The organism is Micromonospora pisi, assembly GCF_003633685.1.
Classification (GTDB): domain Bacteria; phylum Actinomycetota; class Actinomycetes; order Mycobacteriales; family Micromonosporaceae; genus Micromonospora_G; species Micromonospora_G pisi.
This window is the reverse complement of record NZ_RBKT01000001.1, coordinates 8,324,922-8,349,809: the sequence shown is the minus strand read 5'-3', so window position 1 is coordinate 8,349,809 and position 24,888 is coordinate 8,324,922. Positions and strand designations below refer to the sequence as shown.

Below are 24,888 nucleotides of genomic sequence, written 5' to 3'. Positions count from 1 at the left end.
GGGGGACCGGACCCGCTTGTTCATGCACCGATGGCGGATGTTCACTTTCGAGACCGGCCTCTAGCAATCACGGATCAATATGTTCCTCGGACCCCCATAAAGGAGTTTCGATGGATCGACGGAACCTGCTGCGCACCACAGTGCTCGGAGCCGGCGCGGTAGCGCTGCCGTTTACCACCTGGTCAGCCGCGTACGCGGCACCGGCGCAGAACGCGTCCGGCCCGTACGGTCCCCTCCAGCCGGCCAACGGGCACGGCATCCAACTCCCGGCCGGCTTCACCAGCCAGATCGTCGCCCGCTCCGGCCAGGTCGTAACCGGCACCACGTACACCTGGCACGACGCTCCCGATGGCGGCGCGGTGTTCGCCAACGGCAGCGGCTGGGTCTACGTGTCCAACTCCGAGACCAGCGCCGGTTCCGGCGGTGGCGCGTCTCGGATCCTGTTCAACTCCAGCGGAGCCATCATCGGGGCGTCGCGCATCCTATCCGGCACCAACAACAACTGCGCGGGTGGCAAGACACCGTGGAACACCTGGTTGTCCTGCGAGGAGGTCAGCCTCGGCCGGGTATGGGAGACCCACCCGCTCGGCGGCACCGCTGTGGTCCGTCCGGCAATGGGCCGGTTCAAGCACGAAGCCGCCGCGGTCGACCCGGACCGGCAGGTCATCTACCTCACCGAAGACGAAAGCAACGGCAAGCTCTACCGGTTCATTCCAGACACCTGGGGCGACCTGTCCAGCGGACGCCTGCAGGTGCTGGTCGCCGGCACCGGCACATCCGGCTCGTTCAGCTGGGCGGCCGTGCCCGATCCGGACGGCTCCCCGACCGTGACCCGGTCGCAGGTCTCCGGCGCCAAATCGTTCAACGGCGGAGAGGGCTGCTACTACGCCAACGACACACTGTGGTTCACCACCAAGGGCGACAACCGGGTCTGGCAGCTCAACCTCGCCGACAACACCTACGAGCTCGCCTATGACGACAACCTCGTCAATCCCGGCCCGGCACCGTTGACTGGCGTGGACAACATCACCGGTTCCACGTTCGGTGACCTCTACGTCGCCGAGGACGGTGGCAACATGGAGATCTGCCTGATCACGCCAGGCGACAGGATCTCCGTGTTCCTGCGGATCACCGGTCAGGGCTCGTCGGAGATCTGCGGTCCCGCATTTACCCCGGCCGGGGATCGGCTGTACTTCTCATCCCAACGCGGCACCTCGGGCTCTTCCTCCGGTGGCATCACGTACTGCGTCACCGGGCCGTTCCGCACCTGAGCCGTGCCGCCCGCCACGATAACGCCGCAGCACATGCCCCCTGGGTGGTGATTCGCGGCACCGAAATCCAGAGTTCGGCCACTGTGGAAGATCGAGGCGGCCCGATGCGCCACCGCCGGGCCGCCCCCACAGGAGACACGCGGGCCGAGACCACCGGCAGCGGTGGTGGCAGCAGGTCCACGACCTGCTCAGACAATGGTGTCGGACTGCTTGAATGCGTCCGCCGGCTCAACCTCGGCCTCAACACCGTCAAACGGTACGCTCGGATCAGGCGAACCGGAACGTCTGGTCCCAGCACCGCAGTACCGGCCCACCCTCGTCGGCCCTACCGCGACCACCTGCGCCGCCGCCGTGAACAAGACCTCACCGACTGGGAGTCGATGATCCCCGCCGTCGGCTGCGGCTCACGGCCCTCGACCAGGCGGGCCTTCTCCCGCAACAGGTCAAGGCCCCGCTCGGTGGCTTGGCGTTTCTCCCAGCGCCCGAACTGCCAGTACACCGTCTGCCACGGCGGGAAGTCCACCGGCAACTGCCGCCATGAAGATCCACTTACTTGGTGGAAGCGCCGCGCGACGCCCTCTCAAACACTCGCTGAGTCAGCATCCGGTAGCAACACGTCAACACGGTAAGTCACCGATCACCCGGGACAACCCTGCTCCCCGGACCAATCCGCGCAGGGCCCCACGGACGACGCAGGCGGTCATTAAGCTGACGTTAACTGCCAGGCAACCTCGATTCCTGGCGAAAATTGCCTCACGACGGCGAACGGCGTGATACGTAGCCACGGAAACGAATAACCCGGTATCGAAAGTCGACACAATTGGAGCCCGCAATCAATTCCGGGCAACCTCCGGGCCAATCAGGCCATCCCACGCCGGAGTCACTCGCCGTGACGAAACCTGAGAACAAGCTGGACCGGTTCGCGTAACAGAGGGTAGCCACGCATCCATAAGCGGAGTCGCCGACACATGCCGAGCTGAAAGTCAACCTTGTCATCCGGTTGTTCTTGGTCCTAAGATCGCTTCATTCGTAAGCGCCGAAAGGCGGGCCGACACTTTCGCGGCCATATTCTGGGGAGGATTACGGATGTTCGGAGTAGGAAGAAAGATGCGGGCTGCGGCAATTATGGGCGCCGCATTCGCATTGTCCCTTGCGGTGGCCGCACCCAGCCAGGCGGCAGTAGGAAACAAGTCCCCCGACAGCAGCGGCGCCTCGACCTCGGCAAAGATGCGGCTCGCACCGGTGGAGGAGTCGGCCAAGGCCGGATTGGCGCGGCCGGTAGGGGTATCGGCCGCCGCCGTCGCGGTCTACATTGTCGACGGCCGTGACGGCCGGTGCCTCGACGCGGACATCGCCACCATCGGCAGCAACGGCACCAAGATCCAGCTTTGGGACTGCCTGGGCGCGACCTCTCAGATGTGGTGGGCAACCTACACCGCTACTGGCAATGGCTTCTGGACGTTCCAGAACGCGTCCAGCGGGCGCTGCCTCGACGCGGACCGGAACACCCCCGGCAACGGCGGCAAGGTACAGCTCTGGGACTGCCAGGCCGGGGCAGCCGCGCAGGCATGGTGGGAGTACGGCAACGGAGTCCAGCTCTACAACGGCTTCAGTGGCCGGTGCCTCGACGCCGACGCCGCCACCAGCGGTGGGAACGGAACCAAGGTACAGATCTGGAACTGCGAGGCGAACGCCCCCGCCGGCCAGTCCTGGTACTTCGCCTGATAGACGAACCGGGGTCGGAATCGATTCCTTCTCGGAGGCGCATCTGTCAGGGGAGGCTCCGCGTCGCCGACAATACCTCGATTTCCTGACCAGCAATCAGGCAACCGTCGCCCTGATGTTCGATCGGACATCAGGGCGACGCACCTGTCTGACGCACCACGTCATTCGCCCGCGTCGCACGACGGCAACAATCAGCGCCGTCATCAGAATCGCGACCGGACTAACTGAATGAGCCATTTTTATCGCGACCAGCGCCGCCACGATGAAAAAGGCTCATCGACGTAAGCCACAAAAGCAGCATCTGGAGTCATTCGCCGCCACGAATCTGCACTTATCGCCGGTACCGGCGCCCAACTTCGCGCCCGGACGCCGGTACCGGTCAGGCCCGGCCGAGGTGACCGGACAGGAACGTGTCGTCCGCCCCGACCCGCCGGACGCTGCGGTGGTCGCCCGGGTTCCGCGTGCAACGTCTTCTCCGCCGAGGCGAACGCGTCGAACAACGCGAACCCGGACGAACGGTCCACGTGTCGTCGTCCCACGGCAGCGGCGAACTCGGTGCTGGCCATGGTGAGATCGGCGATCAGTTGGTCGGAGACGGGGTCGTGGCCGCGGCGGGCGGCTGCTGCGCGTAGGTCGGCAACGTATCCGCGGCCAATCGCCTCGTGTTCCTCCGGCACGTTGAGCGTGCGGGATTCGGGGTGGGTGAACCAGCGCCAGGTCACGTTCGAGTGCCGGGCATCGCCGTCGGTCCAAGAGCCCAGCAGCGCGCGGCTGAGGGTGTTCTGGGCCAGGATGGTGGTGCGGTCGTCGATGACGTGTGCGGGCACGGTGGTATGTGCGTCGAGTAGGAACATCATCGCGGGGTCGACGTACCCGCTGACGGTGGCGGTCGTCGGCGCCGGATGTCCGGCGAGGCGGTAGAGGTAGTCGCGTTCGTCGATGGAGAGTCGCAGCGCCCGGGCGAGGCTGCCGAGTAGGGCCTCCGAGGGGTTGGTGTTGCGCGACTGCTCAAGTCGTTCGTAGTAGTCGACGGACAGGTTCGCCAGGAGTGCGACTTCCTCGCGGCGTAGGCCAGGGGTGCGGCGCCGCCCGCGTGCTGGGAGCCCGACGTCGGCCGGGCGGAGTGCCTGTCGGCGAGCCCGGAGGAAGTCGCCGAGTTCGGTTCGTGCCACGAACTGCCCTTTCCGGATCGCGGCGCCACCAGCGGTGCTGGTGGCGCCGTAAGATCCCGTCGATCTCCAAGCTACTCCTGGATGGCGGCCATTGCCGGTCCGGTGTACCGCGCGCCGGCGGCGGCACCGATCGGAGCGGCTGCGCTGAGTTCCTCGAACACGCCGGCATCAAACTTGAGTTGCGCCGCAGCGACGTTCTCCTCCAGATACCTACGACGCTTGGTGCCCGGAATCGCGGTGATGTGGTCACCTTGCGCCAATACCCAGGCCAACGCGAGCTGGCCGGGAGTGACACCCGCCTGTTCCGCGATGGCACGGATCCGGTCCACCAGGAGCAGATTCTGCCTCAGGTTCTCCTCGGCGAATCGGGGCCAGGTACGACGCCAGTCGTTCTCGGGCAGGTCTTCGAGGGTGCGAACTGAGCCGGTGAGGAAGCCACGACCCAACGGCGCGTACGCCACGAACCCGATACCCAGTTCGCGCACCGTGTCGAGCACACCGTTGGTCTCAACGTTGCGAGTGAACAGCGAGTACTCGGTCTGCACCGCCGACAGCGGCGCGGCGGCGTACGCGGCGCGGATGCTCTCCGGCGACGCCTCGCTGATCCCGAGGTAGCGGATCTTGCCCTCGGCGACGAGTTCGCCAAGCGCACCAAAGGTCTCCTCGACCGGTACGTTCGGATCGACCCGGTGCTGGAAGTACAGGTCGATGTAGTCGGTGCCGAGCCGCCGCAACGATCCGTCGAGCGACTTGCGCACGTAGTCAGGCTGCCCGTTCGTGCCGCCGATGATGCCGCCGGCATCATCGAACGTCACACCGCCGAACTTGGTCGCGATGACCGCCTGATCGCGACGCCCTCTCAGCGCCCGGCCAAGTAGTTCCTCGCCGGTGAGCGGGCCGTACATGTCGGCGGTGTCGAACAGGTTCACGCCCAGTTCGAGTGCGCGGTGAACGGTGGCGGCGGACTCGGCGTCGTCCGGCGTGCCGTACATCGCTGTCATGCCCATGGTGCCGAGTCCCTCGACCGAGGCCACCAGCCCTTGACCACCGATTGCATGTTTCCTCAAGATCATATTGGTCTCTCTTCCCTCGACGTCACGAAGCGCCGTCCGATCGCTCATCACCAGCCTGCGGCAGATCGTGGCGGTTATCGGCGTTCTGCCTATCCCCGACCTGACAGTGCGACGATCTGACGGGGAGGCTCGCCGACCGTTGGTGCGGCTCCTGATACGGCCGGCCCGGGGTGGCCGGACGTGGGAAGAGATTCCTCGGGCGCATGCCGCCTGCTGAACGCGCACTAAGGCGGGAGCGACAGGAAGAGCAAATCCTTGAATGGGACGATCTGATCGTTGTCGCCATATGCATAACCATGCGTCGGCGCGCTCTGACGACAAGCAGACCTGACTGTGCGGTGAGCGAAAGACCGGGCCGTCGGGCCTCGGCACCGGACACACCGCTGTCAGCTCTCCAGCCGAGGTCAGTGTCCGTATGCGTGGTGTGCCTTCCACTCCTCGAGCGGGGTGAGCGGGACCAGCGCGGGCCGCTCCGCCACCGTCGTCAGCTCGATCCGTCGCCCTTCGACGGCCGACCCGAGGAGGGCGGTCATCGTTTCGAGGACGTGCAGCGCGAAGTCACCGCCGGCACGCGGCGGACGCTGAGGGGTCGCTCCGACAAGGTCGACCAGACCGATACCTCGGGAGCCGCCGGCGTAGCCCGCTCTCGGTTCGAGAACGCGCCATTCGGTGCCGCCGAGCGCGAAGAGACGCACCTCGCCGTCGAAATGGTTCGGGTCGGGTACGGCGAGCGTGCCGGTCTCCCCGCGTACCTCGATCGGCGCGGCCGTCGTCGCGACGCCGTCGAAGCTCGTCGTGATGGTGGAAAGGGCACCGTTGACGTGCTCAAGCACGCCGGTCACATGGGTGTCCACCTCGACCGGGATGCGTTGGCCGATACGCGGGCCCGAGCCGATGACGCGTTCGGTACGCAGGCGGCTGGCCGCTCCGACCACCGCGCGAACCGGCCCGAGCAGGTGGATGAGCGCCGAAATGTAGTACGGCCCCATGTCCAGCAGCGGGCCACCGCCCTCGACATAGTAGAAGTCGGGGTGGGGATGCCAGCGCTCGTGCCCGGGAGTGAGCATGACGGCCGACGCGGACAGCGGACGCCCGATGAGCCCGCCGTCGATCGCCGCGCGGGCCGTCTGCGTACCCGTGCCCAGGACGGTGTCCGGCGCGCAACCCACACGGACGCCGGCCGCCGCGGCCCGGTCGACGATCAGGCGACCGTCCGGGAACGTGACGGCGAGCGGCTTTTCGACGTACACGTTCTTGCCCGCGTCGATCGTGGCGAGCGAGATCTCGGCGTGCACGGCCGGGATCGTCAGGTTGAGCACCGTCTGCACGTCGGGGCGCTCGAGCAGGCGCTCGACGCTCAACGCCTCGGCGCCGGGAATCGTGGCGGCGGCCGCAGCCGACCGAGAGGCGTCGAGGTCGGCCAGCGCGGCGATGGTCACCGCGGGATGATCCGCGAGCGTTTCCAGGTACGCGCGGGAGATGACCCCGAGACCTACTACGCCGACGCGGTGCGGGTCGCCCACACCATCCCCCTTTCGATGACGGTACGGACGCTCGGGTGCTCCAGCACGTCGACGCTGTGGCCGGGGGTCGTGACGACGACGCGCCCGGCACCCCAGCGGCGGGTCCAGATCGCCGGTGAGGTGACCGGCCGGTGCCACGGGTGCCACGCCTGCGTCGGGTGGGTCGTGGTCGCCAGTACGTCGATCAGGTCATCGTGCAGGACCCAGTACTGCTCGGTGACCAGGTCGAAGTCCTCGATCCCGGCGGTGATCGCATGTTCCCGGCCGAGTTCGGTGAGGCTCACCCGGTACGGCAGGAAGTTGTCCTCCGCGCCGCCGAGACGTTCACACGGCTCCTTGCCCGGATGGGTAGCGAACTGCCCGCCGACCAGGTGCAGGTAGTCGGATGAGGCGCGGAACGAGTCGACGACACCGCCATGCCAGCCGGTGAAACCCGTCCCGGCGACGACCGCCGCGCTCAGCCCCGCCACCTGCTCCGAGGCGATCTGCGACATTGTCACGCACTGCACGACCAGGTCGGTGGCGGCCATCTCGCCGGCATCGGCGTAGACCTCCGTCGACTCCTCGACCCGTACGGCATAACCGCTACTTTGGAGGAACGGGATGAACAACTCCGTCGCCTTGACCGGTTGGTGCCCCTCCCACCCGCCACGAACGACCAACGCCCTCCGCTGAGCCACACTCGCTCCCCTCCAACGGTCCGTCGCCCGTACATCTTCCGCCTCTGCCGCCGCGAGGGCGAGCCCAGCGAAGGCCGCGCTGTAGGTCAGGCATCGATGGAAGACGAAGACAGCAGCGGCGAGCAGGGTCGGGGCCGCCCAGGGGTGTGGCGGGCGCGCCGAGCCTTGACCTCAAGCAATGTTGATGTTTGAGAATCGTGCCATGGTCGATAAGAAGAGGTCAGCGCTCCCGGTGGCGGTCATCGGCACGGGGGCCATCGGTGGTGCGGTGGTACGTCGGCTGCTCGAGGGTGGACACGACGTCACAGTGTGGAACCGCACCGAAAGTCGTACGACGGAACTGGTGGTCGCGGGGGCACGGCGGGCACCGTCCGTCCGGGAGGCGTTGTCCACCAGCACCCTCGCCCTCCTGACCCTCAAGGACCAGCAGGCGGTACAGCAGTGTCTGGCCCAGCTCGACACGGACCTGCCCGAGCTGACGGTCGTCGGGATGTACACGGGCACCGCCAGCGAGGCGCGGCTGGCCGCCGAGCGGGTCACCGAGCTCGGCGCGTTATACCTGGGCGCGGGAATTCAAGCCGCGCCCGAGACGATCGGCTCCAATGCCGCGACCATCCTCTACAGCGGCTCCCGGCACGCGTTCGAGCAACACCGGACGACCCTCGCGCTGCTGAGCAGCCCGCGCTTCGTCGGCGAAACGCCGGAGGCGGCCGCCGTCTGGGACCTCGCCCTCTTCGGGGTGTGGTACGACGCCCAACTCGGCCTGCTCCGAGCCCTCGAGTCTGCACGCGCGGCCGGCATCGACGTGGTCGAGTTCTCCCGGACGGCGAGTGCCCAACTCGGCCACGTGGTCACGGCGGTCCCCGCCACCGTCTCGGAGCTGCGGCAGGCTACGTATCCTCCGGGCCCGGCGAACCTCTCCGAGCACCTGACGGTCGTCCGCCATCTGATCGAGCTACGGACCGGTCGACGTCTCGGCGATGGCGGTCTGCCCGAGGTGGCGGCGAGGATCGAGACGCTCATCGAGGATGGTCGAGGCGACGAGGGCCTGACCGCGACGGCCGGATAGCGGGCGTCGGCCGCCTGCGAACCCTGTTCGATCAACCGCCCCACACTTGAGGTAATTACTTCACAAGATGTCGCAAAACCGTCCAATTCGCCTCTGTGACCTAAGTGATAGTAGGACCTCGCACTTGAGTGGGTAGCCTCTCACTTATGACAGATGACAAGACCGTCGCGGGCCGGCTCGCGCGGTGGGTGACCGAACTGCGCTTCGACGACCTGCCGGCCGAGGTGGTCCAGCGCACCAAGCAGTTGATCCTCGACCAGATCGGGGTGCAGGTGCTGGGCACGACGCTGCCCAACGTGCAACCGGTCCGACTCGCGGCCGCAGCCGTGCCGGGCCCACCGGAGAGCACGGTGACCGGCGGTGGCAGGACCAGCGCCGCGCAGGCCGCGTACGTCAACGGCACCCTCGGGCACAGCTGCGAGTACGACGACGCCCACGGGGCGGCCTGGCACACCGCCTCCGCGGTGGTGCCCGCCGCGCTCGCGCTGGCCGAGCGCGACGACGTGGACAGCCGCGAGGTGATCACCGCAGTCGCCGCGGGCGTCCAGGTGATGGGCCTGCTCGGCAGCGTGACCACCGGCGCCATGGTCGCGAACGGCTGGCACGGATCCAAGGTGCTGGGCGTCTTCGGCGCCACCGCCGCCGCCGGCCGCGTCCTCGGCCTGACCACGACCGAGCTGCGCGAGGCGTTAGGCATCGCCGGCAGCGACGCGTCGGGAACCATGGAGTACGACCGCAGTGGCGGCGAGGTGAAGCGGCTGCACGCCGGGTCCGCGGCCCGAGCCGGCGTCGAGGCGGCGCAGCTCGCCCGCCTCGGGCTGACCGGGCCGGCCACCATCTTCGAGGGGCATCGCGGGGTGTTCCGCCTCTTCGCGCAGACCGAGGCTCCGATACCCGACGCCGCCTGGGAACGCTGGCAGGTCCTCGACACGATCTTCCGCTTCTACCCCATGGTGGCCACGGTGCACGCCCCCCTGGACGCCATCCGTCACCTGCGCGAGGTCCACGCCGTCGACCCGACGCGGATTCGCCGGATCCGGGTCGGCCTCGTCGACTTCGCGGTCGGGCACGGCGCCGGCATCACCCGTCCCACCGACGCGATCTCCGCGCAGTTCAGCCTCGCGTACGGCGTCGGGCTGCAATTCGTCACCGGTGGCAACGCGCCCATCGACTATTTCGACCCGTCCCGGTGGTACGCCACGGAGATCCTCGCGATCGGTGACCTGGTTGACCCGTACCCGATGCCGATCCCGGCCGGCGACCCGGTGTTCAGTGCCCGCGTCGACATCGAGTTGTCCGACGGCACAAGCGTCGGCCACTACCAGGCTGGATTCCACGGCCACACCACCCGCCCGGCCAGCCCGGCGGACATCGAGGAGAAGTTCCGCGCGAATGTGTCCGGGGTGCTCACCGCAGACGAATCGCGCGCGGTCATCTCGGCTGTGGAATCATTCGACGGCCGCGACGGCGTACGCCCCATCGCGGAGATCCTGAGGAGGTGACGGTGCTACGCCGGGATGCCCAGGCCAACCGCAACCGGCTGCTCGACGCGGCCGAGCGGGTCTTCGCGGAGCGGGGCACCGATGCCAGCATGGAGGACGTCGCCCGGGCGGCCGACATCGCCCCCGCCACCCTCTACCGGCGCTTCGGCACCAAACAGGCGCTGGTGCAGGAGGTCCTGGCGACGTTCTTCGGCCGGCTCGTGGAACTCGCCGACCAGGCGCTCGCCGAGCCACCGGAACGGTGCCTGGACCGTTGCCTCGAGACCGTCGGATTCGAGCTGGCCGCGCGACGCGGCTTCATGCACGGCATGTGGGGCGAGTTGGCGCCCGCCACCCTCGTGACCGACCTTGAGGCCCGGATCGAGCTTCTCCTTGCCCGGGCAAAGGACGGCGGCGGGATCGACCCGCAGGTGACCGTCGGCGACATCGCGGCAACCGTGTGGGCCCTGCGGGGCATCATTCACACCGGCGAACAGGCCGCGCCCGGCGCCTGGCAGCGGCACCTGCGGTATGTGCTGGCCGGGTTTCGTACTCAGCGGGTGCGGGACATCCATCCGGGCGCCTGAGAGCGGCGTGAATCAGTCGGATTGACGACCCGCCCGGCCACCGCTCAACGACCGGCCGCTGTCCCGGTGGAGGTCTTCGCCTTCGTGGCGGGTCGGTACCGTACGTTCACCACCGATGTCGGGTCGCCTCCGCAAGTTCCGTGGAGGCGGATCGGCGCACCGCCGGGTTGTCGTACAGCCGGATGCCCTCGCCGAGCAGGATCGGCGCGCTGCGCAGGTCGGTCTCGTCGGTATCAGCCCCAGTTCGGGAAGCTGACGGCCGATGCTCGGCGAGAACATCTCGGGGTTCATGCCACCGGCCGCCTCCAACCCGATCCGCACCGCCTCGGCCGGTGGTGTCGAGGTCGACCACGTCGGTGATCGACGTGCTCGCCTGCGCCCGCTCGCCCCTCCTCAGATGTTCCGCGTCATCTCGACAGGTTGCGCCGCAGCACTCGCCGACGCGTCCGGGTAGTCCGTGGAACGGCTGACTTCGGCCCACCGCCGGGCCTCCGCGAGCCGTTTCTCGCCCGACTCCAGCGCGAGTCCCAGGGCGTCGCCGCCGAGCAACAGCCGACGCGGCGGCTCCTCGGAGTCCACCACGTCGATGATCGCCCGGGCCATGCGGGCGGGGTCGCCCGGCTCGTTGCCGGCGTATTCGGCGAACATCGCCCGCCACTGTCCGACGATCTGCTCGTAGTCGCCCTGGATGCTGCCGGACGCCAGCGCCGCGCCCCCGGCCCAACCAGTACGGATGCCGCCCGGCTCCACGATGGTCACCTTGATGCCCAACGGGGCCACCTCGTTCGCCAGGACCTCGGAGAAGCCCTCAACCCCGAACTTCGCGGTCTGGTACGCGCCGAGCCCGGGAGTGCCGCCCACGCGGCCGCCGATGGACGAGATCTGTACGAAGTGCCCCGAACGCCGGCCTCGCAGAACCGGCAGCGCCGCCCGGGTCACGTTGATGACGCCGTACAGGTTTGCCTCAATCTGCGCACGGAACTCGTCCTCCGGGAAGTCCTCCAATGAATTGGTGGTGGCGTAACCGGCGTTGTTCACGACCACGTCGAGGGAACCGAAACGCTCGACCGCCGCCGCGACCACGTCCCGGGCCTCAGTGGGTGGCGTGACGTCCAGCGCCACGGTCTCCAGCCGCTCCGGGTGCTCCGCCTTCAGATCGGCCAGCGCCTCCGGCCGACGCGAGGTCACCATGACCTGATCACCCGCGGCCAGTAACTGCAACACCAATGTTGCATCAATGGCCCCTGCCGATCGGGACGAGTTGCCCATAGCGTCCGAAACGCCACAGTGATAGGGTCAGGGAGACTATGAGAGCTGATGCCGCCCGCAATCTGTCGACGGTCCTGCGCACAGGTGCCCGACTGTTGGCCGAGGATCCGAGCACGTCCGTGGCAGCCATCGCCAACGCGGCGGGGGTGGACCGCACCACGGTCCACCGGCGCTTCGCCAGCCGGGAAGCCCTGCTCACAGCCGTGTTCCAGGCGAAACTCGACTCCGCCGAACAGGTCCTAGACGAGGCGCGACTCACGGAGGCGCCGGTGCCGGTCGCACTGCACCGCTACGCGGAGGGCATCATCCCCGTCAGCCGCGAGTGGCCGGTCGACACGGCCCGCTTGATGCAGCAGGACCCTGACGCGCACCAACGGCGTCAGGGCCAGAGCGAACGGCTGAACGACTTCCTCCAACGCGCCGTCGATGAAGGTTTCCTGCGCTCGGACGTACCCCTGGAATGGGTGCGGGCGATCCTCGACCAACTGGTGGCCAGTGCTGCCCATCAGTGCCCCGACCTGGCACCCCCGCAGGCAGCCGACATCGTCGTCGACACGTTCCTCAACGGCCTCGGCAAAGCCTGACTCCTCGCCCGCGGCCGAGGACGCACAGCCGCGCGGGCACTTCGGCGCCGATCCGGATCGAAACGCCCGCCGCCCTATCAGCCAACCACCGACCACCCTCGCCGACCACCCGCGTCGGGGTACGGTCAATGGCCCTGGCTCACTTCCCGGGCCAAAGACCCCAGCTCAGACCCCCACGGGAGATTCGCGCCCTGGCGTTGGGCGTCCCGGACCGGCGCCCGTCGGAGGCGATGATCCGCCGCCTGTTGCAGGCCCTCGACCCGGACCTGCATAGCAGCGCGATCAGCCCCACGAAACCGATCGGGGTTGGGGTGGGCGCCTGGCGCCCACCCCAACCCCGATGCCGGCTTGCAGACCTTCTTATGGCCTGCGGTTGGGACTACTCGGCCCAGACCAAACCGGTCTGGTTCGGGTACTGTGCCGGACCGTCTCCAGCACCCCAGCTCCAGTGGAGCTTGGTGCTCGTTGCGGTCAGCGCGACCGTGTCGCGGCGCTCGGCGGTGTTTGTCCGGAAGACCAGCGACGCCGTCGAGGTCACGTCCGGCCGCACCGGCGTGAAGCGCACCGACACGACGCAGGTGCCGCCCGGGGCGATTGTGCGGCCCGAGCACTGGTCACGGTCGACCCGGAACACGTCCCGGTCACGGTCGGCGCGCAACTCGTCTCGCGCCTCCAGGATCTTGCTCTCAACGTTGATCGACGAGATCCGCAACGCCTGGTCGCCGGTGTTGGTGACAGTGACCCTCTGCACCTGGCCGGACGTGCCCACCGGCTGCGCGGTGAACACCGGGGCCTCGGCGGAGAACTTCGGCCCCGCCGGTGCCGGCGGTCCGACCTGGATGGTCTTCGAGGTGCTGATCGGCGCCAGCGAGGCGGCGTCCGTGTACTGCCGCATCGAGTCGTTTGTCACCGAGACCGTAACCGAACCGCGGCGCAGTGCCGTCAGCGTCCGCGTCTGCGGGTCGAGGATCGCGACCTTGCCGCCGTGGCGGGCATCGGCGACGGCCTCGGCACCGCTGCCGATCGCCAGACTCGAAGATCCGCTCCAGTGCACGGACATCGGGTATCGCAGCGGCACGACGCGCGAGCCGGTGGACACCCCCTGAGGCTGGACGATGCTGCCGCTGAGCTGCGCCGTCTCGTTCAGGTCGAGCGTCTCCGGCGCGTCCAGCGTGATCGACTGGGCGAAGGCCCGCACGTCCGCCTGCAGCCACTGCTGGCTCGCGTCGCGGCGGCTGTCCACCGACCAGTTCACCCAGCCGTTGAAGCCACCCCGGTCCGGCGTGCCGTACGGGTCCTTGCCGGACGAGGGCAGCACGACGTACGGGACACCTTCGACGCGGTGGACGTTGGCGATCTGGGCGTGCGAGCCGAACATGGTCACGCCCTTGCCGCTCTCGTCGCGGAAGTCCGTGAGCAGCTTCTCGATGAGCGCCACCTCGTCGCGATCGCCGAGCTGGCTGGACTTCGTCTCGGCCGGATCGTCCACCGGGTGGTGGGCGGACACGACAACGTTGTGTACCGACGGGTCGCGCTTAGCGTCGTTGAGCGCCTGCTGCATCATCGGCAGCTGCTCCCAGGCGGTGCCCCGCAGCGTGCCCAGCGAGCTGGCCAGCAGGATGAACCGGGTGCCCTTGTGGTCGAACGTCCGGTACGGCTGCCCGAACTCGGCCTTGAAGTTGGACAGGTCCGACTGGGTGTTGTTGAGCCCGTAGGACTCGTGGTTGCCTGGGACGTAGTAGCAGGGCACCTTCCCGGTGTTCGGGTTCGGCGTGCTGTTCTCGGCCGGCTCCTGGCCGACCGGGATCAGGTCGCATCCCGCGTCGGTCAGTACCTGTCGGGCCAACGCGAGATCCTGCGGCAGGCCGCGGTCGGTGATGTCACCGTTGAGGAGCACCAGGTCCGGCTTGGTCTGACGGATCCGCTGCAGGGCGGCCGTCGCGACCTGGGCCAGGTTCGGGTTGTCCGCGGTGAACTGCACGTCCGACAGCGACGCGAAGGTCCAGGTGCCCGCGCCGTGCAGCGACGAGCCGTCGGTCGACACGAGCCGGTCGGGCTCCAGGTCCAGCTGCGCCGGCAGGTCGATCGAGGTCGGGATGTCGGCCTCGATGCGGTTGAGGATGAACGTGCCCGCCTGCTGCTGCGGCACGCTGGTGTTGATCCCCTGGAAGCCGGAGATCGCGATCGGGAACACGGTGTTGGCCGGCAGGGTGAACGTGGCGTACTGCCAGTCGTCGCTGGCCACCAGCGCTGTTCCGTAGACGCCCGTGCCCTTGCCGTTGGCGTCGGTGTAGCCGAGGTAGGTCAGCCCGCTGGGCACCGCGATGCTCGACTTGATCCGTACCCGTACGCGCAGCGGCTGACCCGGCACCGTTACCCGGTTGGCGGTGGAGGTCGAGGCGATGCCGACGTTGCGCATCGCGGCGAAGTCGATCCGCAGGCCGTCAGGGTCCTTGGCGAACGTGGTCCCCGCGGTGCTGTTGTTGCGCCACCGGGCGAGCACGTCGTCGTTGAAGTCGTACACCGACACGTTCTGCACGCCGATCGCGATCGGCAGCTGCACCGACTCGCCCTCGACGGAGATGGTCAGGATCGTGCCGCCGGCCTTCAGCGGGATGATCTGCAGTTTGCCGGCGGTGGGCTGGACGTTGACGACGCTGTGGTCGTAGTCCAGCTTGAGGTCGGTCGGGTCGATCGGGGCGGTGTAGCCCTGGTCGTCGCGGCCGGTGACGCTCACCGTGGCCGCCCCGTCGGGCGTCGCGTCGGCGATGGACAGGCGACCGGCCGACAGCTCCACGCTGTCGAGTTCGCCGAGCACGTCGACCTTCGTCGTGGCGCGCTCGCGGCCCACGCTGGCGGTGACCTTGACCGTTCCGTGTTCTCGCGACGAGGCATGCAGCACGCCGGACTTCACCGACCCACCATCGGCGTCCCACTGGATCGACTGCGGCTTCACCGCGACGGGCGTCTCGTGGTTGTCGACGCCCTGGGCGAGCAGTGCGCGGTGCAGCCCCGGGAAGACCTTCACGCCCGCGTCGGTGGACGTCCCGCCCGGGGCCGGGTTGATCAGGAGCTGGTGGAGCTTGCCGTCGCCCGGGGTGACGAACACGCCGACGCCGTTCGGGTCGTTGCGCTCGTGGCCGTCGGACGGCACGTTGCGCACCGTCGCGTCGGTCCCACCCAGCGCGCGGGCGACCATCGTGGTGGAGCCACCGCCGTCGAGGTTGACCGCCGTCTCCACACCCAGGGCGGCGAGGTCGCGTGCTTCCTTGTCGATGCCGACGCCGCCCTTGCCGGTGCCGCCCGGGCCGTCCCAGGTGGCGAGTACGAGGGTGCGGCCGCCGTCCTTGAAGCCGAGGGCGGTGCGCGGTGCGATCGAGGTGTCCAGGCCGCCGACGACCTTGCCGCCGGACACGATCGTTCCGCCCTCGCCGAGCGCGAACTTCATCGTCTTGGCGACGTCGTTGGAGAGCGAGTACTTCAGCGTGACCGGGTCGCCCGGCTGCAGCGCGCGCAGCGCGGTCGCCGCGGCGTCGCGGCCGACGAGCACGAAGCTGTCGTCCGGGATCGCGCCCGAGCCCGCCGGTCCGGTCGGAGCGACGGAGACCACCTTGTCACCGGAGACGAGGACCTCGGCGATCTGGCTTGCGTCGACGCCGGTGAAACCGCGGTTACGGCTGTAGGTTCCCCACGCTGCGGTGTAGGCGACCATGCCGTCGGCGGGTACTCCGCCGCCGTTGGCGGCGTTGATCGACAGGACCTTGTGGTCCGCGTCGGCGAAGTTCGCGTTCGAGTCGACCGCCAGGTCGACGAGCTGGGCGATGCCGTCCTTGCTGACTCCGACGTGCTGCCGCCCGCCGATGTCCGCCGTCTTGACCAGTTGGCCGTTCTGAATCTCGCCGCCGAGCGCGGCGTTGCTGTTGCCGATGTCGAAGAACTCGCCGTTGACGCCGGCCACGGCGCCGGCCTGGTTGGCCGAGACGCTGAGCGGGCCGCCGGATGCGACCGGGCCGGAGGTCAGCAGGTCGGTGCTGACCGCGCTGTTCGACAGGTCCACCGTCAGGTACTGCGCGTCGTACCAACCGCTCTGGTCCAACGCCTTCACGTGCTGAAGACCGATTCCCGGACCGATCTTCTCATTCGTGTTGACAAGTTGAAGCCCGCCGGTGACGGGTGCGTTCGGCTGGCCGGGATTTGCGCTCGCCATGGCCGGAAACGCCACCAGCGTGACGGCCGCGGCGAGCACGCCGACCAGCGGCGTGACCCGCCTCGTGTGCAAAATTCTTGATCTCACGTGGATCCTCAACTCGAAAGACAGCGGGCGACGAGGCCGCGCTGTGCCCCCGCTCGGTCCGGGGATCGAGCCGACGCTAATGATCTTGATCAAATCAGAGATGAATCAGCCCTGACCAGCCAATGAAGCTAAAAGGGCGAAGTATGCGGACTCCGTCCGCCACGCCGGGCCGGCCCGGGCCGGCCGCCCCACCGGCGGCGGCTCGAGGACGTACGTTCGGACCAATTGAAGAACGTGCTCACCTTGCGGCCACCCGCCGGTCGTCCCGTATCGGTAGACGTCTTGGTGTGGATCTCGAAGCACCCGCCATAGTCGATCGTCGTCGGTTCCTGGCCGGGGTGGCCGGAGTGGCCGGCACCGCCGCGCTCGCCCAGATGCCGGCCGACCGGGCCGCCGCCACTCCTCGCCCGAGCGGTGGGGAATACCCGTTCACACTCGGGATCGCCAGCGGCGACCCGGCACCGACGGGGGTGGTGCTCTGGACCCGGCTGGCGCCGAAACCGTACGAGCCCGGCGGCGGAATGCCGGCCCGTCGGGTCGGTGTGCGATGGGAGGTTGCCCGCGACGAAGGCTTCCGCCGGTTGGTCCGCACCGGTACGGCGTGGGCGCTGCCCGAGCTGTCGCACTCCGTACACGTCGAGGTCGACGGGCTGGATCCGGACCGGGAATGGTTCTACCGGTTCCGGTACCGCGACGACGTGTCCATGGTCGGCCGGACCCGTACCGCGCCGACGGCGACGGCGGGAATCGGGGCGCTGTCGTTCGCGTACGCCTCGTGCCAACGCTGGGACGAGGGCTACTTCCCGTCGTACGCGCACATGGTCCGGGAAGACCTCGATCTGGTGGTGCACCTCGGCGACTACGTGTACGAGTACGGCATCCCCGCCGACGGTGGTTTCCGCCGCACCGCCGTACCGGAACAGCTCCGGGCCGCACCGCGTGACCTGGACCAGTGGCGGATGCGGTACGCCCTGGTCAAGAGCGACCCACAGCTCCAGGCCGCGCACCTCGCGTTTCCGTGGATGGTGACCTGGGACGACCACGAGGTGCAGAACGACTACGCCAACACCCGCTCCCAGTACGAGGGCGACATCACCGCACTGCGGCTGGCGGCCTACCGAGCCTGGTACGAGCACCAGCCGGTCCGTACGCCGGCCCGGCCCGGCGCCCAGGGCCCGCGCATCTACCGACGGCTGCGGTGGGGCCGCCTGGCCCAGCTCGACCTGCTCGACGGTCGGCAGTACCGATCGGTGCCGCCGTGCGGCTGGGGCGAGGCACCGGCGTGCCCGGGACAGGACGACCCGTCGGTGACAATGCTCGGCACCGACCAGGAGCGTTGGCTCTACGACGGCTTTGCCCACACCTCGGCCCGGTGGAACATCCTCGGCAGCAACGTGATGATGGGCCGTCTCGACCACGACGGGGACGCAGGCGACCTGCTGTGGCACGACGCGTGGGACGGGTTTCCGGCGGCCCGGCGCCGGCTCACCGACGCCTGGGTACGCCACCGGGTGCCCAACCCGGTGGTGGTGACCGGGGACTGGCACTCGACGTTCGTCAACGACATCCACCGCGATTTCGACACTCCCGGTTCCCCGGTGGTCGGCACGGAGATCGTCGGTACGTCGATCTCCAGCAACGGCGACGGCGAGGTCTACGGCCCTTACTACGGCCCGATGATGCGGTACAACCCGCACATCCGCTTCTTCGACGGCGATCGACGCGGCTACGTCCGGTGCCACGTCGGGCGGGACGAGTTCCGCGCCGAACTGCGGATGGTGGACACGGTGAGTCGGCCGGACGCCGTCGAGAGCACGCTCGCCACGTTCGCCGTGGAGAACGGCCGCCCCGGAGCCCACCGGGTGTGACGTGGGGCGACCCGGGCGCGGCCGACACCGCGTCCGGCACGACATGGACACCGAGCGATGACCGGCCTGCATCTCGGCGCCGCCGACACCGACACGTCGGCCGACTACGACGGCGACAGGATCGACCCGGCCGAGATCGTCCGGCTCGCCGTCGACGGCATCGAGGCCGGCAAACCGGAGGTCGTCGCCGACAAGTGGAGCGCACACGTGAAGGCATCACTCGCCGAGGACCCGAGTGCCTTCTACCACCCGGCTTCCGCAGTCGGCTGACGGTCCGGTGATCGAGGTAGCCGGGAGATGACGCCTCCCGGCTACCCGCCATGCTTTCGATAAATGGGCCAGGTCAGTGGTCGAGACGAAACGGTCAGTAGAACCGGACGTACGTCACGCCATCGAGATCATCGGCGTAGTAACGGCTCATGATGTAGTCCTGCGTGAACCCGATCGCCTCGTAGAAACCCCGACCAAGCAGGTTGTCGACCGGGGTGTCCACATGTACGCCACGGGCACCGTACGAACGCAGGCGCTCCTCGGCTGCGGTGACCAACGCCCGGGCGACGCCGCCTCGACGAGCGCCGGGATCCACCGCCAGCCCGTGAATCTGGCCCAGCATGTTCCACCGTGCCAGCACCGCCGCCACGTAACCGACCACGTGACCATCCATTGTGGCGACGTAGACGCACCCGTCAGACGAGAACGCCAGCCGCGCGACCGCGCCGAGCTGCCCGTCGATATACCGCTGCTCCCAGCCGAGCGACCCCAACACCGCGCTCACCCCGACGGCGTGAGCGCTTTCCGCGTACTCGATGACCTGCACGGACCGGACACCTCTCTGACGTTGTGGCCGCCCCGCAGCAACGGGCACGACCACTGATTCGGACGTGACGACGACCGCAGCCGGTCAGGACGGCAACGGTGGCAGGGGCCGCTCGTACAGCCACGCGGCGAACAACCCGTCGAGCGGCCGCGCCGAGTGGCGCTGCGCCAAGGCGACAAACTCTCCGGTCGTCACCGTCGCGTGCCGGTGCGCCCGCGTCCACTCCCGGAGCAGGGCGACGAACGGCTCGTCACCGATGGCCACGCGCAGGGCGTGCAGGGCGAGCGCGCCGCGCTGGTACACCCGGTCGTCGAACATCCGCCGCACTCCCGGGTCGGCTACCCGCAGGTCCTGGGGCATCGCCGCCACCACGGCCCACGACTGCGCCGCGTGCGCGCCGGCCGGTGCCCCGCCGGACAGTTCCGACCAGAGCCACTCCGCGTACTTCGCGAACCCCTCGTTGAGCCAGATATGACGCCAGTCGGCGACGGTCAGGCTGTTACCGAACCACTGGTGCGCCAGTTCGTGGGCGACGAGCCGCTCGAACCCGCGCCGTCCGTCGATATGGTTGGCACCGAAGACCGACAACCCGTGCGCCTCGACCGGCACCTCCAGGTCCTCGTCGACCACCACGACCGTGTACTCCCCGAACGGGTACGGGCCGAACAGGCGCTCGAACGTCGTCATCATCTCCGACTGTCGCCCGAAGTCGTGCCTGGCGGCGGTGAGCAGCCGCGACGGTACGGCGGCGCGCTGAGTGACCGGACCGGCATCGAAGCCCACCAGGCGGTACCGTCCGATTTGGACGGTGGCGAGATAGCTGGACATCGGAGCGTTCTGCTCGTACACCCACCTGGTCGAGTTGGCGCCGGCCTCGTGTGAGACGAGGGCGCCGTTGGCGATGACGGAGTAACGCGAGCCGGTGGTCACCGCGATCCGGTAGGTGGCCTTGTCGCCCGGGTGGTCATTGCACGGAAACCAGGACGGTGCTCCCGTCGGTTGACTCGCCACGAGTGCACCGTCGTCGATCCGCTCCCACCCGAGGTCACCCCAACGGGAGGGGATCGGTCGGGGTTCCCCGGCGTATCGCACCGTGACCGTGAACGGCGTATCAGCGGGCAGTGGCATCGCCGGCCGGATCCGCAGCTTTCCGGCACGATGGCGGTAGTGGGCCTCCGCGCCGTCGACCAGGACCCGGTCGACCCGGAACCTGCCGAGGTCCAGGCTGATCTCCGCCAGGACGCGGTCCGTCGTCGCGGAGATCGTCGCCCGCCCGGAAAGCCGGCCGGGGCCGGTCCGGTAGTCCAGGTCGAGGTCGTAGTGCGTCGTCCGGTAGCCGACGTTGCCGTGGTCGGGCAGGTACGGGTCCACTCGGGTGCCGCTGACCGACCCCGGTGGGAAGTGCTTCGCGTTCATCCCCGGCGGGTCCTGCCCGCCGGCCAGGCGGTGATCGGGTTGCCCAGCCAACGGCTTCCGCCCGGCACCGTCTCACCAGCCATGACGAGCGACGCCGGCCCGATCGTGGCGTGCTCCCCCACCGTCGCGCCGGGCAGCACGATCCCGTGCGGGCCGAGCGTCGAGCCCTCCCTGAGAGTCACCCGATCCATGCGCATGATCCGATCATGGAACAGGTGGGTCTGCACGACGCAGCCGCGGTTGACGGAGGCACCGTCACCGATCCTGATCAGATCCGTCTCCGGCAACCAGTAGGTCTCGCACCACACCCCGCGCCCGATCCGCGCACCGAGGGCGCGCAACCAGAGATTCATCAGCGGTGTGCCGCCGACCGCACCGGCGAGCCACGGCACGGCGAGGACCTCGACGAAGGTGTCGGCAAGCTCGTTGCGCCACACGAAGCCGCTCCACAGCGGGCGCTCCCGTACCCGGAAAGCACCCACCAGCAGCCACTTCGCCAAGGCGGCGACAACACCGGCGGCGAGGCCGGCGGCGAGCAGCAACGCGCCGCTGGCGACGAGTGCGACGACGTACCCGTAGCCGGCAGTGAGCGCCTCGAACGCGGCGAGGGTCACGACGGCGAGCGCCACCGTACACATGACCGGGATGACCCGGCACAGTTCGACGGCGGCACGCGCCACCATCAGCCGCGCCGGCGGCTCGAACGTCCGGCTCTGGTCACCCTGCTTCACCGTGCGCGGCAGTTTCATCGGCGGCATCCCGAGGTACGAGCTGCCCGCCTTGGCCCCCTTCGGCGTGGCGGACAGCACGCCGACCAGCCCTCGCTTGGGCACGGCACGGCCGGGCGCGGTCATGCCCGAGTTGCCGAGAAACGCCCGCTTGCCGACACGGGCGGCGCCGAGACGCAGCCAACCCCCACCCAGCTCGTAGGAGGCGACCATGGTGTCGTCGGCGAGGAAGGCGCCATCACCGATGGTGGTCATCGCGGGCAGCGCGAGCACGGTCGACGCCTCGACCCGGCGCCCGACCCGCATACCCAGCGCACGCAGCCAGACCGGGGTGAACAGGCTGGCGTACAGCGGGAACAGGCCGACCCGGGCCAGGTTCATCAGTCGCTCGGTCGCCCACGCCTGCCACGCGACCCGGCTGTGTACGGGGTGGTAGCCGGCACGCAGACCGATGCTGAGCACCCGTACGAAGAGCAGGATGAGCAGTGCGTACGTGGCCATCCCCAGCACGGTGGCGAGCGGTACGCCGATCAGCGCCCGAACAAGGGCGCTCTGGAGGGTGGTGGCACCGCGCAGGAACCAACCGAGCGTGAGCAGCCCCGGTACCGCCGCGATCATGGGGAGGAAGCCGAGCCCGAGCGAGGTCAGCCCGTACGCCAGGGTCCACCGGCCGGCCCGATCGGGGCGGCGCTGCGGCCAACGGCGTGCCGCCTTGCCGGACCGGGTCGCCGGGACACCCGCCCAGCGCTGCCCAGCGGGCACCGAGCCCAGCACGCACGACCCGGGCGCGACCTCGGCCCGCTTGCCGATCCGCGCGCCAGGCATCAGGGTGCTGCGGGCGCCGACCTTCGCATCGGCATCGATCCGGATCCGGCCAATATGAACGAGGTCACCGTCGACCCAGTAGCCGGAAAGGTCGACCTCCGGCTCAATCGCCGCCCCCTGGCCCAGGCGGAGCATGCCGGTCACCGGTGGCATGGAGTGCAGGTCGACAGCGGAGGCGATCTTCACGCCGAGCGCGCGGGCGTAGTAGGTGTTCCACACGCCGGCGAGGTTGGTCGCGCCGCTCGCCGTCGCGAGCCGCTCGGCGGCCCAGAGTCGCAGGTGGACGCCACCGCCACGCGGGTAGCTGCCTGGTCGCAGACGAGACAGCAGCAGTCGGGCGCCGCCGGCCGCGATCGCGATCCGGCCGGGCGGGCTGACGACCAGCAGCCAGCCGACCAGAATCCACCACCAGGACACCGTTGGTGCCCACGGGTACGACCCGGAGAGGGCGAGCACGCCGTTGATCGTCGCCAGGGCCACGATCCAGCGCAGCCCGACCACGCCGAAGAGCGGCAGCATCAGGAGGGTCTGCACGAGACCGGCACGTCTCGGCGTCGGACGGACCGTGCGGGTGACCGCCTCGGCGACCCGGAACTCGTCGAGCCTGCGCGCCAGTGCGCGCAGCGTCGGATGCTGGTACACGTCACTCACCGACGCACCGGGGTAACGGTCCCGGAGCAACGTGAGCAGCTGCGCGGCGCTCAGACTGGAGCCGCCACCGGCGAAGAAGTCGTCGTCCGGGCCGCCCGGCGTGACGCCGAGGATCTCGCCCCAGCACTCGGCCAACCAGGCCTCGGTACCTTCCAGCCGGTGGACGGTCGCGGTCGCCTCCAGTTCCGGCAGCGGCCACGGCAACGCGGCGCGGTCCACCTTGCCTGACGTCCGTGTGGGCAGGACCTCGACCGTGGCGATCAGCGGAACCAACGCGGCCGGCAACACGGCACGCAGCCGCTCCACCGCCGTCGCCTTGTCGAAGCCCTCCCCCGCCGCCGGCACGACGTACCCCACCAGGAGCTGGTTGCCGTGCCGCGCCACGCGTACCGCGGCCGCCGCTCCGGCGACACCCGGCAGCGCCTGCAACGCGGCGTCGACCTCACCCAGTTCTATCCGACGCCCGCCCAGCTTGACCTGTTCGTCGGCCCGGCCGACGAACAGCAGCCCCTCGGGTTCGGCACGGACGAGGTCACCGCTGCGGTACGCGCGCGGCCAGTCCAGTGCCGGTAGCGAGGTGAACTTCTCCGCGTCCTTGGCCACGTCCAGGTAGCGGGCCAGCCCGACTCCCCCGATGACCAGTTCGCCGACCTCGCCCATGGGGACCAGCTCGCCCCGGGCGTCCACGACCGCGAGCTCCCAGCCGTCGAGCGGCAACCCGATGCGGACCGGGCCCTCGCCGGTCAGCCGGGCGGCGCAGGCGACCACGGTGGCTTCCGTGGGCCCGTACGTGTTCCAGACCTCGCGGTCCTCGACGGCCAGCCGCTCGACAAGCTCCGGCGGGCACGCCTCGCCGCCGAAGATGAGCAGCCGTACGTTGTCGAGAGCCTCGACCGGCCACAGGGTGGCGAGCGTCGGAACTGTGGACACAATGGTGATCCGCTGCTCGACCAGCCAGGGTCCGAGATCCGTCCCCGTACGCACCAGCGAACGCGGCGCGGCGACCAGGCACGCACCGTGCCGCCACGCCAGCCACATCTCCTCACAGGATGCGTCGAACGCGACGGAGAGCCCGGCGAGTACCCGGTCACCGGGCCCGATCGGCTCGTCGAGCAGGAAGAGTCCCGCCTCGGCGTCAACGAACGCGGCCGCGGCGCGGTGGGTTACCGCGACGCCCTTCGGCCGCCCCGTCGATCCGGAGGTGAAGATGATCCACGCGTCGTCGTCGGGACCGGGTCGCCGTGCCTCGCCGCCGGGCGCGTGGCGCGGGACGAGTGTCGCGTCCGGGCCGACGACGGCGCACACGTCCGCCTCGGTGAACACCAGCTCGGCCCGTTCGTCCGGGTCGTCCGCGTCCACCGGCACGTACGCCGCACCAGCGGCCAGCACGGCGAGGATCGAGACGTACAGGCCGACGGTGCCCGAGGGGGCGCGTACGCCGACCCGGTCCCCTACCCCGATCCCGGCCAGCACCATCCGTTCACGCAACTCGTCGACGCGAGCCTCGAGATCCCGGTAGCTCAGCAGCGTGTCCCCGTCGTCGACGGCCGGCGCGTGCGGATGTCGACGTGCGGTCTGGCTGAGGATGTCGAGCAACGTACGCGTGGTCGGTGCGGTCTGCGCGGGGTACACCGCGAGCGGCCTGTCAGGTGCGATGGTCGGTGCGACGACTCCTGGGAGGGGCGCCTCGACCGGGTCGGAGGCAGGCGCCTCGACCTGGCCGGAGGAGGGTGCCTCGACCGGGCCGATCAGGGCGCTTGGGGTCTCGGTCCGATCATCGACGCCTGCCAGGTACCCGCGCATGCTCCACCTTTCGACGAACCTGAACTGCACCCGCGTGGCGAAGGCGTTCCCG

The 24,888-nt window shown here is 69.2% G+C and carries 17 protein-coding genes and 2 pseudogenes; 9 read left to right on the top strand and 10 right to left on the bottom strand.

Translation table 11 applies throughout. The annotated features are described in order from the left end of the window. Positions 1-110: 110 nt before the first annotated feature. Complete coding sequence (locus BDK92_RS36480; protein WP_121160844.1) at positions 111-1,271, top strand: alkaline phosphatase PhoX; 1,161 nt, start codon at positions 111-113, stop codon at positions 1,269-1,271. A 166-nt stretch (positions 1,272-1,437) separates the two neighbouring features. Further along, positions 1,438-1,633: pseudogene (locus BDK92_RS41385) on the top strand (ISL3 family transposase); the annotation flags it as partial. Here BDK92_RS41385 and BDK92_RS41380 read toward each other — a convergent pair. Further along, positions 1,597-1,815, bottom strand: a pseudogene (locus BDK92_RS41380) (IS5/IS1182 family transposase); the annotation flags it as partial. The pseudogenes BDK92_RS41385 and BDK92_RS41380 sit on opposite strands and share 37 nt — an antisense overlap. 611 nt (positions 1,816-2,426) lie before the next feature. Between BDK92_RS41380 and BDK92_RS36465 the strand changes: the two are divergent. Then, a complete protein-coding gene (locus BDK92_RS36465; protein WP_170208823.1) occupies positions 2,427-2,996 on the top strand; it encodes an RICIN domain-containing protein in 570 nt (189 codons plus the stop codon). A 239-nt stretch (positions 2,997-3,235) separates the two neighbouring features. Here BDK92_RS36465 and BDK92_RS36460 read toward each other — a convergent pair whose 3' ends face one another. The 4 genes from BDK92_RS36460 to BDK92_RS36445 form a co-directional block, all read right to left on the bottom strand. Continuing rightward, positions 3,236-4,168, bottom strand: a complete 933-nt coding sequence (locus BDK92_RS36460) for a helix-turn-helix domain-containing protein (protein ID WP_121160839.1) — start codon at positions 4,166-4,168, stop codon at positions 3,236-3,238. 71 nt (positions 4,169-4,239) lie between these two features. After that, on the bottom strand, positions 4,240-5,241 hold the full coding sequence (locus BDK92_RS36455; RefSeq protein WP_121160837.1) for an aldo/keto reductase: 1,002 nt from the start codon (positions 5,239-5,241) through the stop codon (positions 4,240-4,242). Positions 5,242-5,645: 404 nt separating this feature from the next. Then, on the bottom strand, positions 5,646-6,764 hold the full coding sequence (locus BDK92_RS36450) for a Gfo/Idh/MocA family protein (RefSeq protein ID WP_121160835.1): 1,119 nt from the start codon (positions 6,762-6,764) through the stop codon (positions 5,646-5,648). Next, the gene (locus tag BDK92_RS36445) at positions 6,737-7,444 is read right to left on the bottom strand and encodes a ThuA domain-containing protein (RefSeq protein WP_121160833.1); all 708 of its coding nucleotides are present in this window, start codon (positions 7,442-7,444) and stop codon (positions 6,737-6,739) included. Before BDK92_RS36445 ends, BDK92_RS36450 begins: the two co-directional genes overlap by 28 nt. 202 nt (positions 7,445-7,646) lie before the next feature. On the opposite strand from BDK92_RS36445, the gene BDK92_RS36440 reads away from it, so the two are divergent. The 3 genes from BDK92_RS36440 (at position 7,647) to BDK92_RS36430 (ending at position 10,581) form a co-directional block, all read left to right on the top strand. Further along, positions 7,647-8,513 carry an NAD(P)-binding domain-containing protein gene (locus tag BDK92_RS36440; RefSeq protein WP_170208822.1) on the top strand — a complete coding sequence of 289 codons (867 nt, stop codon included), beginning with the start codon at positions 7,647-7,649 and terminating at the stop codon, positions 8,511-8,513. 146 nt (positions 8,514-8,659) lie between these two features. Continuing rightward, positions 8,660-10,015, top strand: a complete 1,356-nt coding sequence (locus BDK92_RS36435; RefSeq protein WP_121160829.1) for an MmgE/PrpD family protein — start codon at positions 8,660-8,662, stop codon at positions 10,013-10,015. Further along, positions 10,012-10,581 carry a TetR/AcrR family transcriptional regulator gene (locus BDK92_RS36430; protein WP_170208821.1) on the top strand — a complete coding sequence of 190 codons (570 nt, stop codon included), beginning with the start codon at positions 10,012-10,014 and terminating at the stop codon, positions 10,579-10,581. Before BDK92_RS36435 ends, BDK92_RS36430 begins: the two co-directional genes overlap by 4 nt. 393 nt (positions 10,582-10,974) lie before the next feature. Here BDK92_RS36430 and BDK92_RS36420 read toward each other — a convergent pair whose 3' ends face one another. Further along, positions 10,975-11,850, bottom strand: a complete 876-nt coding sequence (locus BDK92_RS36420; RefSeq protein ID WP_121160825.1) for an SDR family NAD(P)-dependent oxidoreductase — start codon at positions 11,848-11,850, stop codon at positions 10,975-10,977. Between the two features lie 38 nt (positions 11,851-11,888). Here BDK92_RS36420 and BDK92_RS36415 point away from each other — a divergent pair, with 38 nt between their 5' ends. Beyond that, the gene (locus BDK92_RS36415) at positions 11,889-12,434 is read left to right on the top strand and encodes a TetR/AcrR family transcriptional regulator (protein WP_121160824.1); all 546 of its coding nucleotides are present in this window, start codon (positions 11,889-11,891) and stop codon (positions 12,432-12,434) included. Positions 12,435-12,813: 379 nt separating this feature from the next. Here the strand turns inward: BDK92_RS36415 and BDK92_RS36410 are convergent, their stop codons facing one another. Then, a complete protein-coding gene (locus BDK92_RS36410) occupies positions 12,814-16,728 on the bottom strand; it encodes a phosphodiester glycosidase family protein (RefSeq protein ID WP_147457259.1) in 3,915 nt (1,304 codons plus the stop codon). A gap of 287 nt (positions 16,729-17,015) precedes the next feature. Here BDK92_RS36410 and BDK92_RS36405 point away from each other — a divergent pair, with 287 nt between their 5' ends. Both BDK92_RS36405 and BDK92_RS36400 read left to right on the top strand, forming a co-directional pair. Beyond that, complete coding sequence (locus BDK92_RS36405) at positions 17,016-18,596, top strand: alkaline phosphatase D family protein (protein ID WP_211349494.1); 1,581 nt, start codon at positions 17,016-17,018, stop codon at positions 18,594-18,596. A 57-nt stretch (positions 18,597-18,653) separates the two neighbouring features. Next, a complete protein-coding gene (locus BDK92_RS36400) occupies positions 18,654-18,866 on the top strand; it encodes a Rossmann-fold NAD(P)-binding domain-containing protein (RefSeq protein WP_211349493.1) in 213 nt (70 codons plus the stop codon). 94 nt (positions 18,867-18,960) lie between these two features. Here BDK92_RS36400 and BDK92_RS36395 read toward each other — a convergent pair whose 3' ends face one another. The 3 genes from BDK92_RS36395 to BDK92_RS36385 form a co-directional block, all read right to left on the bottom strand. Further along, complete coding sequence (locus BDK92_RS36395; protein ID WP_121160820.1) at positions 18,961-19,413, bottom strand: GNAT family N-acetyltransferase; 453 nt, start codon at positions 19,411-19,413, stop codon at positions 18,961-18,963. Between the two features lie 84 nt (positions 19,414-19,497). After that, positions 19,498-20,829, bottom strand: coding sequence for a M1 family metallopeptidase (locus BDK92_RS36390; RefSeq protein ID WP_121162870.1), 1,332 nt, complete (start codon positions 20,827-20,829; stop codon positions 19,498-19,500). Then, positions 20,826-24,836, bottom strand: coding sequence for a Pls/PosA family non-ribosomal peptide synthetase (locus BDK92_RS36385; RefSeq protein ID WP_121162869.1), 4,011 nt, complete (start codon positions 24,834-24,836; stop codon positions 20,826-20,828). The genes BDK92_RS36390 and BDK92_RS36385 overlap by 4 nt, the downstream gene beginning before the upstream one ends. Positions 24,837-24,888: the final 52 nt, after the last annotated feature.

Excerpts from the sequence above, each read along its gene's own strand:
- BDK92_RS36415 (WP_121160824.1), top strand. The coding sequence starts at position 11,889 with ATGAGAGCTGATGCCGCCCGCAATCTGTCGACGGTCCTGCGCACAGGT.
- BDK92_RS36400 (WP_211349493.1), top strand. The coding sequence starts at position 18,654 with ATGACCGGCCTGCATCTCGGCGCCGCCGACACCGACACGTCGGCCGAC.
- BDK92_RS36420 (WP_121160825.1), bottom strand. The coding sequence starts at position 11,850 with ATGGGCAACTCGTCCCGATCGGCAGGGGCCATTGATGCAACATTGGTG.
- BDK92_RS36385 (WP_121162869.1), bottom strand. The coding sequence starts at position 24,836 with ATGCGCGGGTACCTGGCAGGCGTCGATGATCGGACCGAGACCCCAAGC.
- BDK92_RS36440 (WP_170208822.1), top strand. The coding sequence starts at position 7,647 with ATGGTCGATAAGAAGAGGTCAGCGCTCCCGGTGGCGGTCATCGGCACG.
- BDK92_RS36435 (WP_121160829.1), top strand. The coding sequence starts at position 8,660 with ATGACAGATGACAAGACCGTCGCGGGCCGGCTCGCGCGGTGGGTGACC.
- BDK92_RS36455 (WP_121160837.1), bottom strand. The coding sequence starts at position 5,241 with ATGATCTTGAGGAAACATGCAATCGGTGGTCAAGGGCTGGTGGCCTCG.
- BDK92_RS36390 (WP_121162870.1), bottom strand. The coding sequence starts at position 20,829 with ATGAACGCGAAGCACTTCCCACCGGGGTCGGTCAGCGGCACCCGAGTG.
- BDK92_RS36480 (WP_121160844.1), top strand. The coding sequence starts at position 111 with ATGGATCGACGGAACCTGCTGCGCACCACAGTGCTCGGAGCCGGCGCG.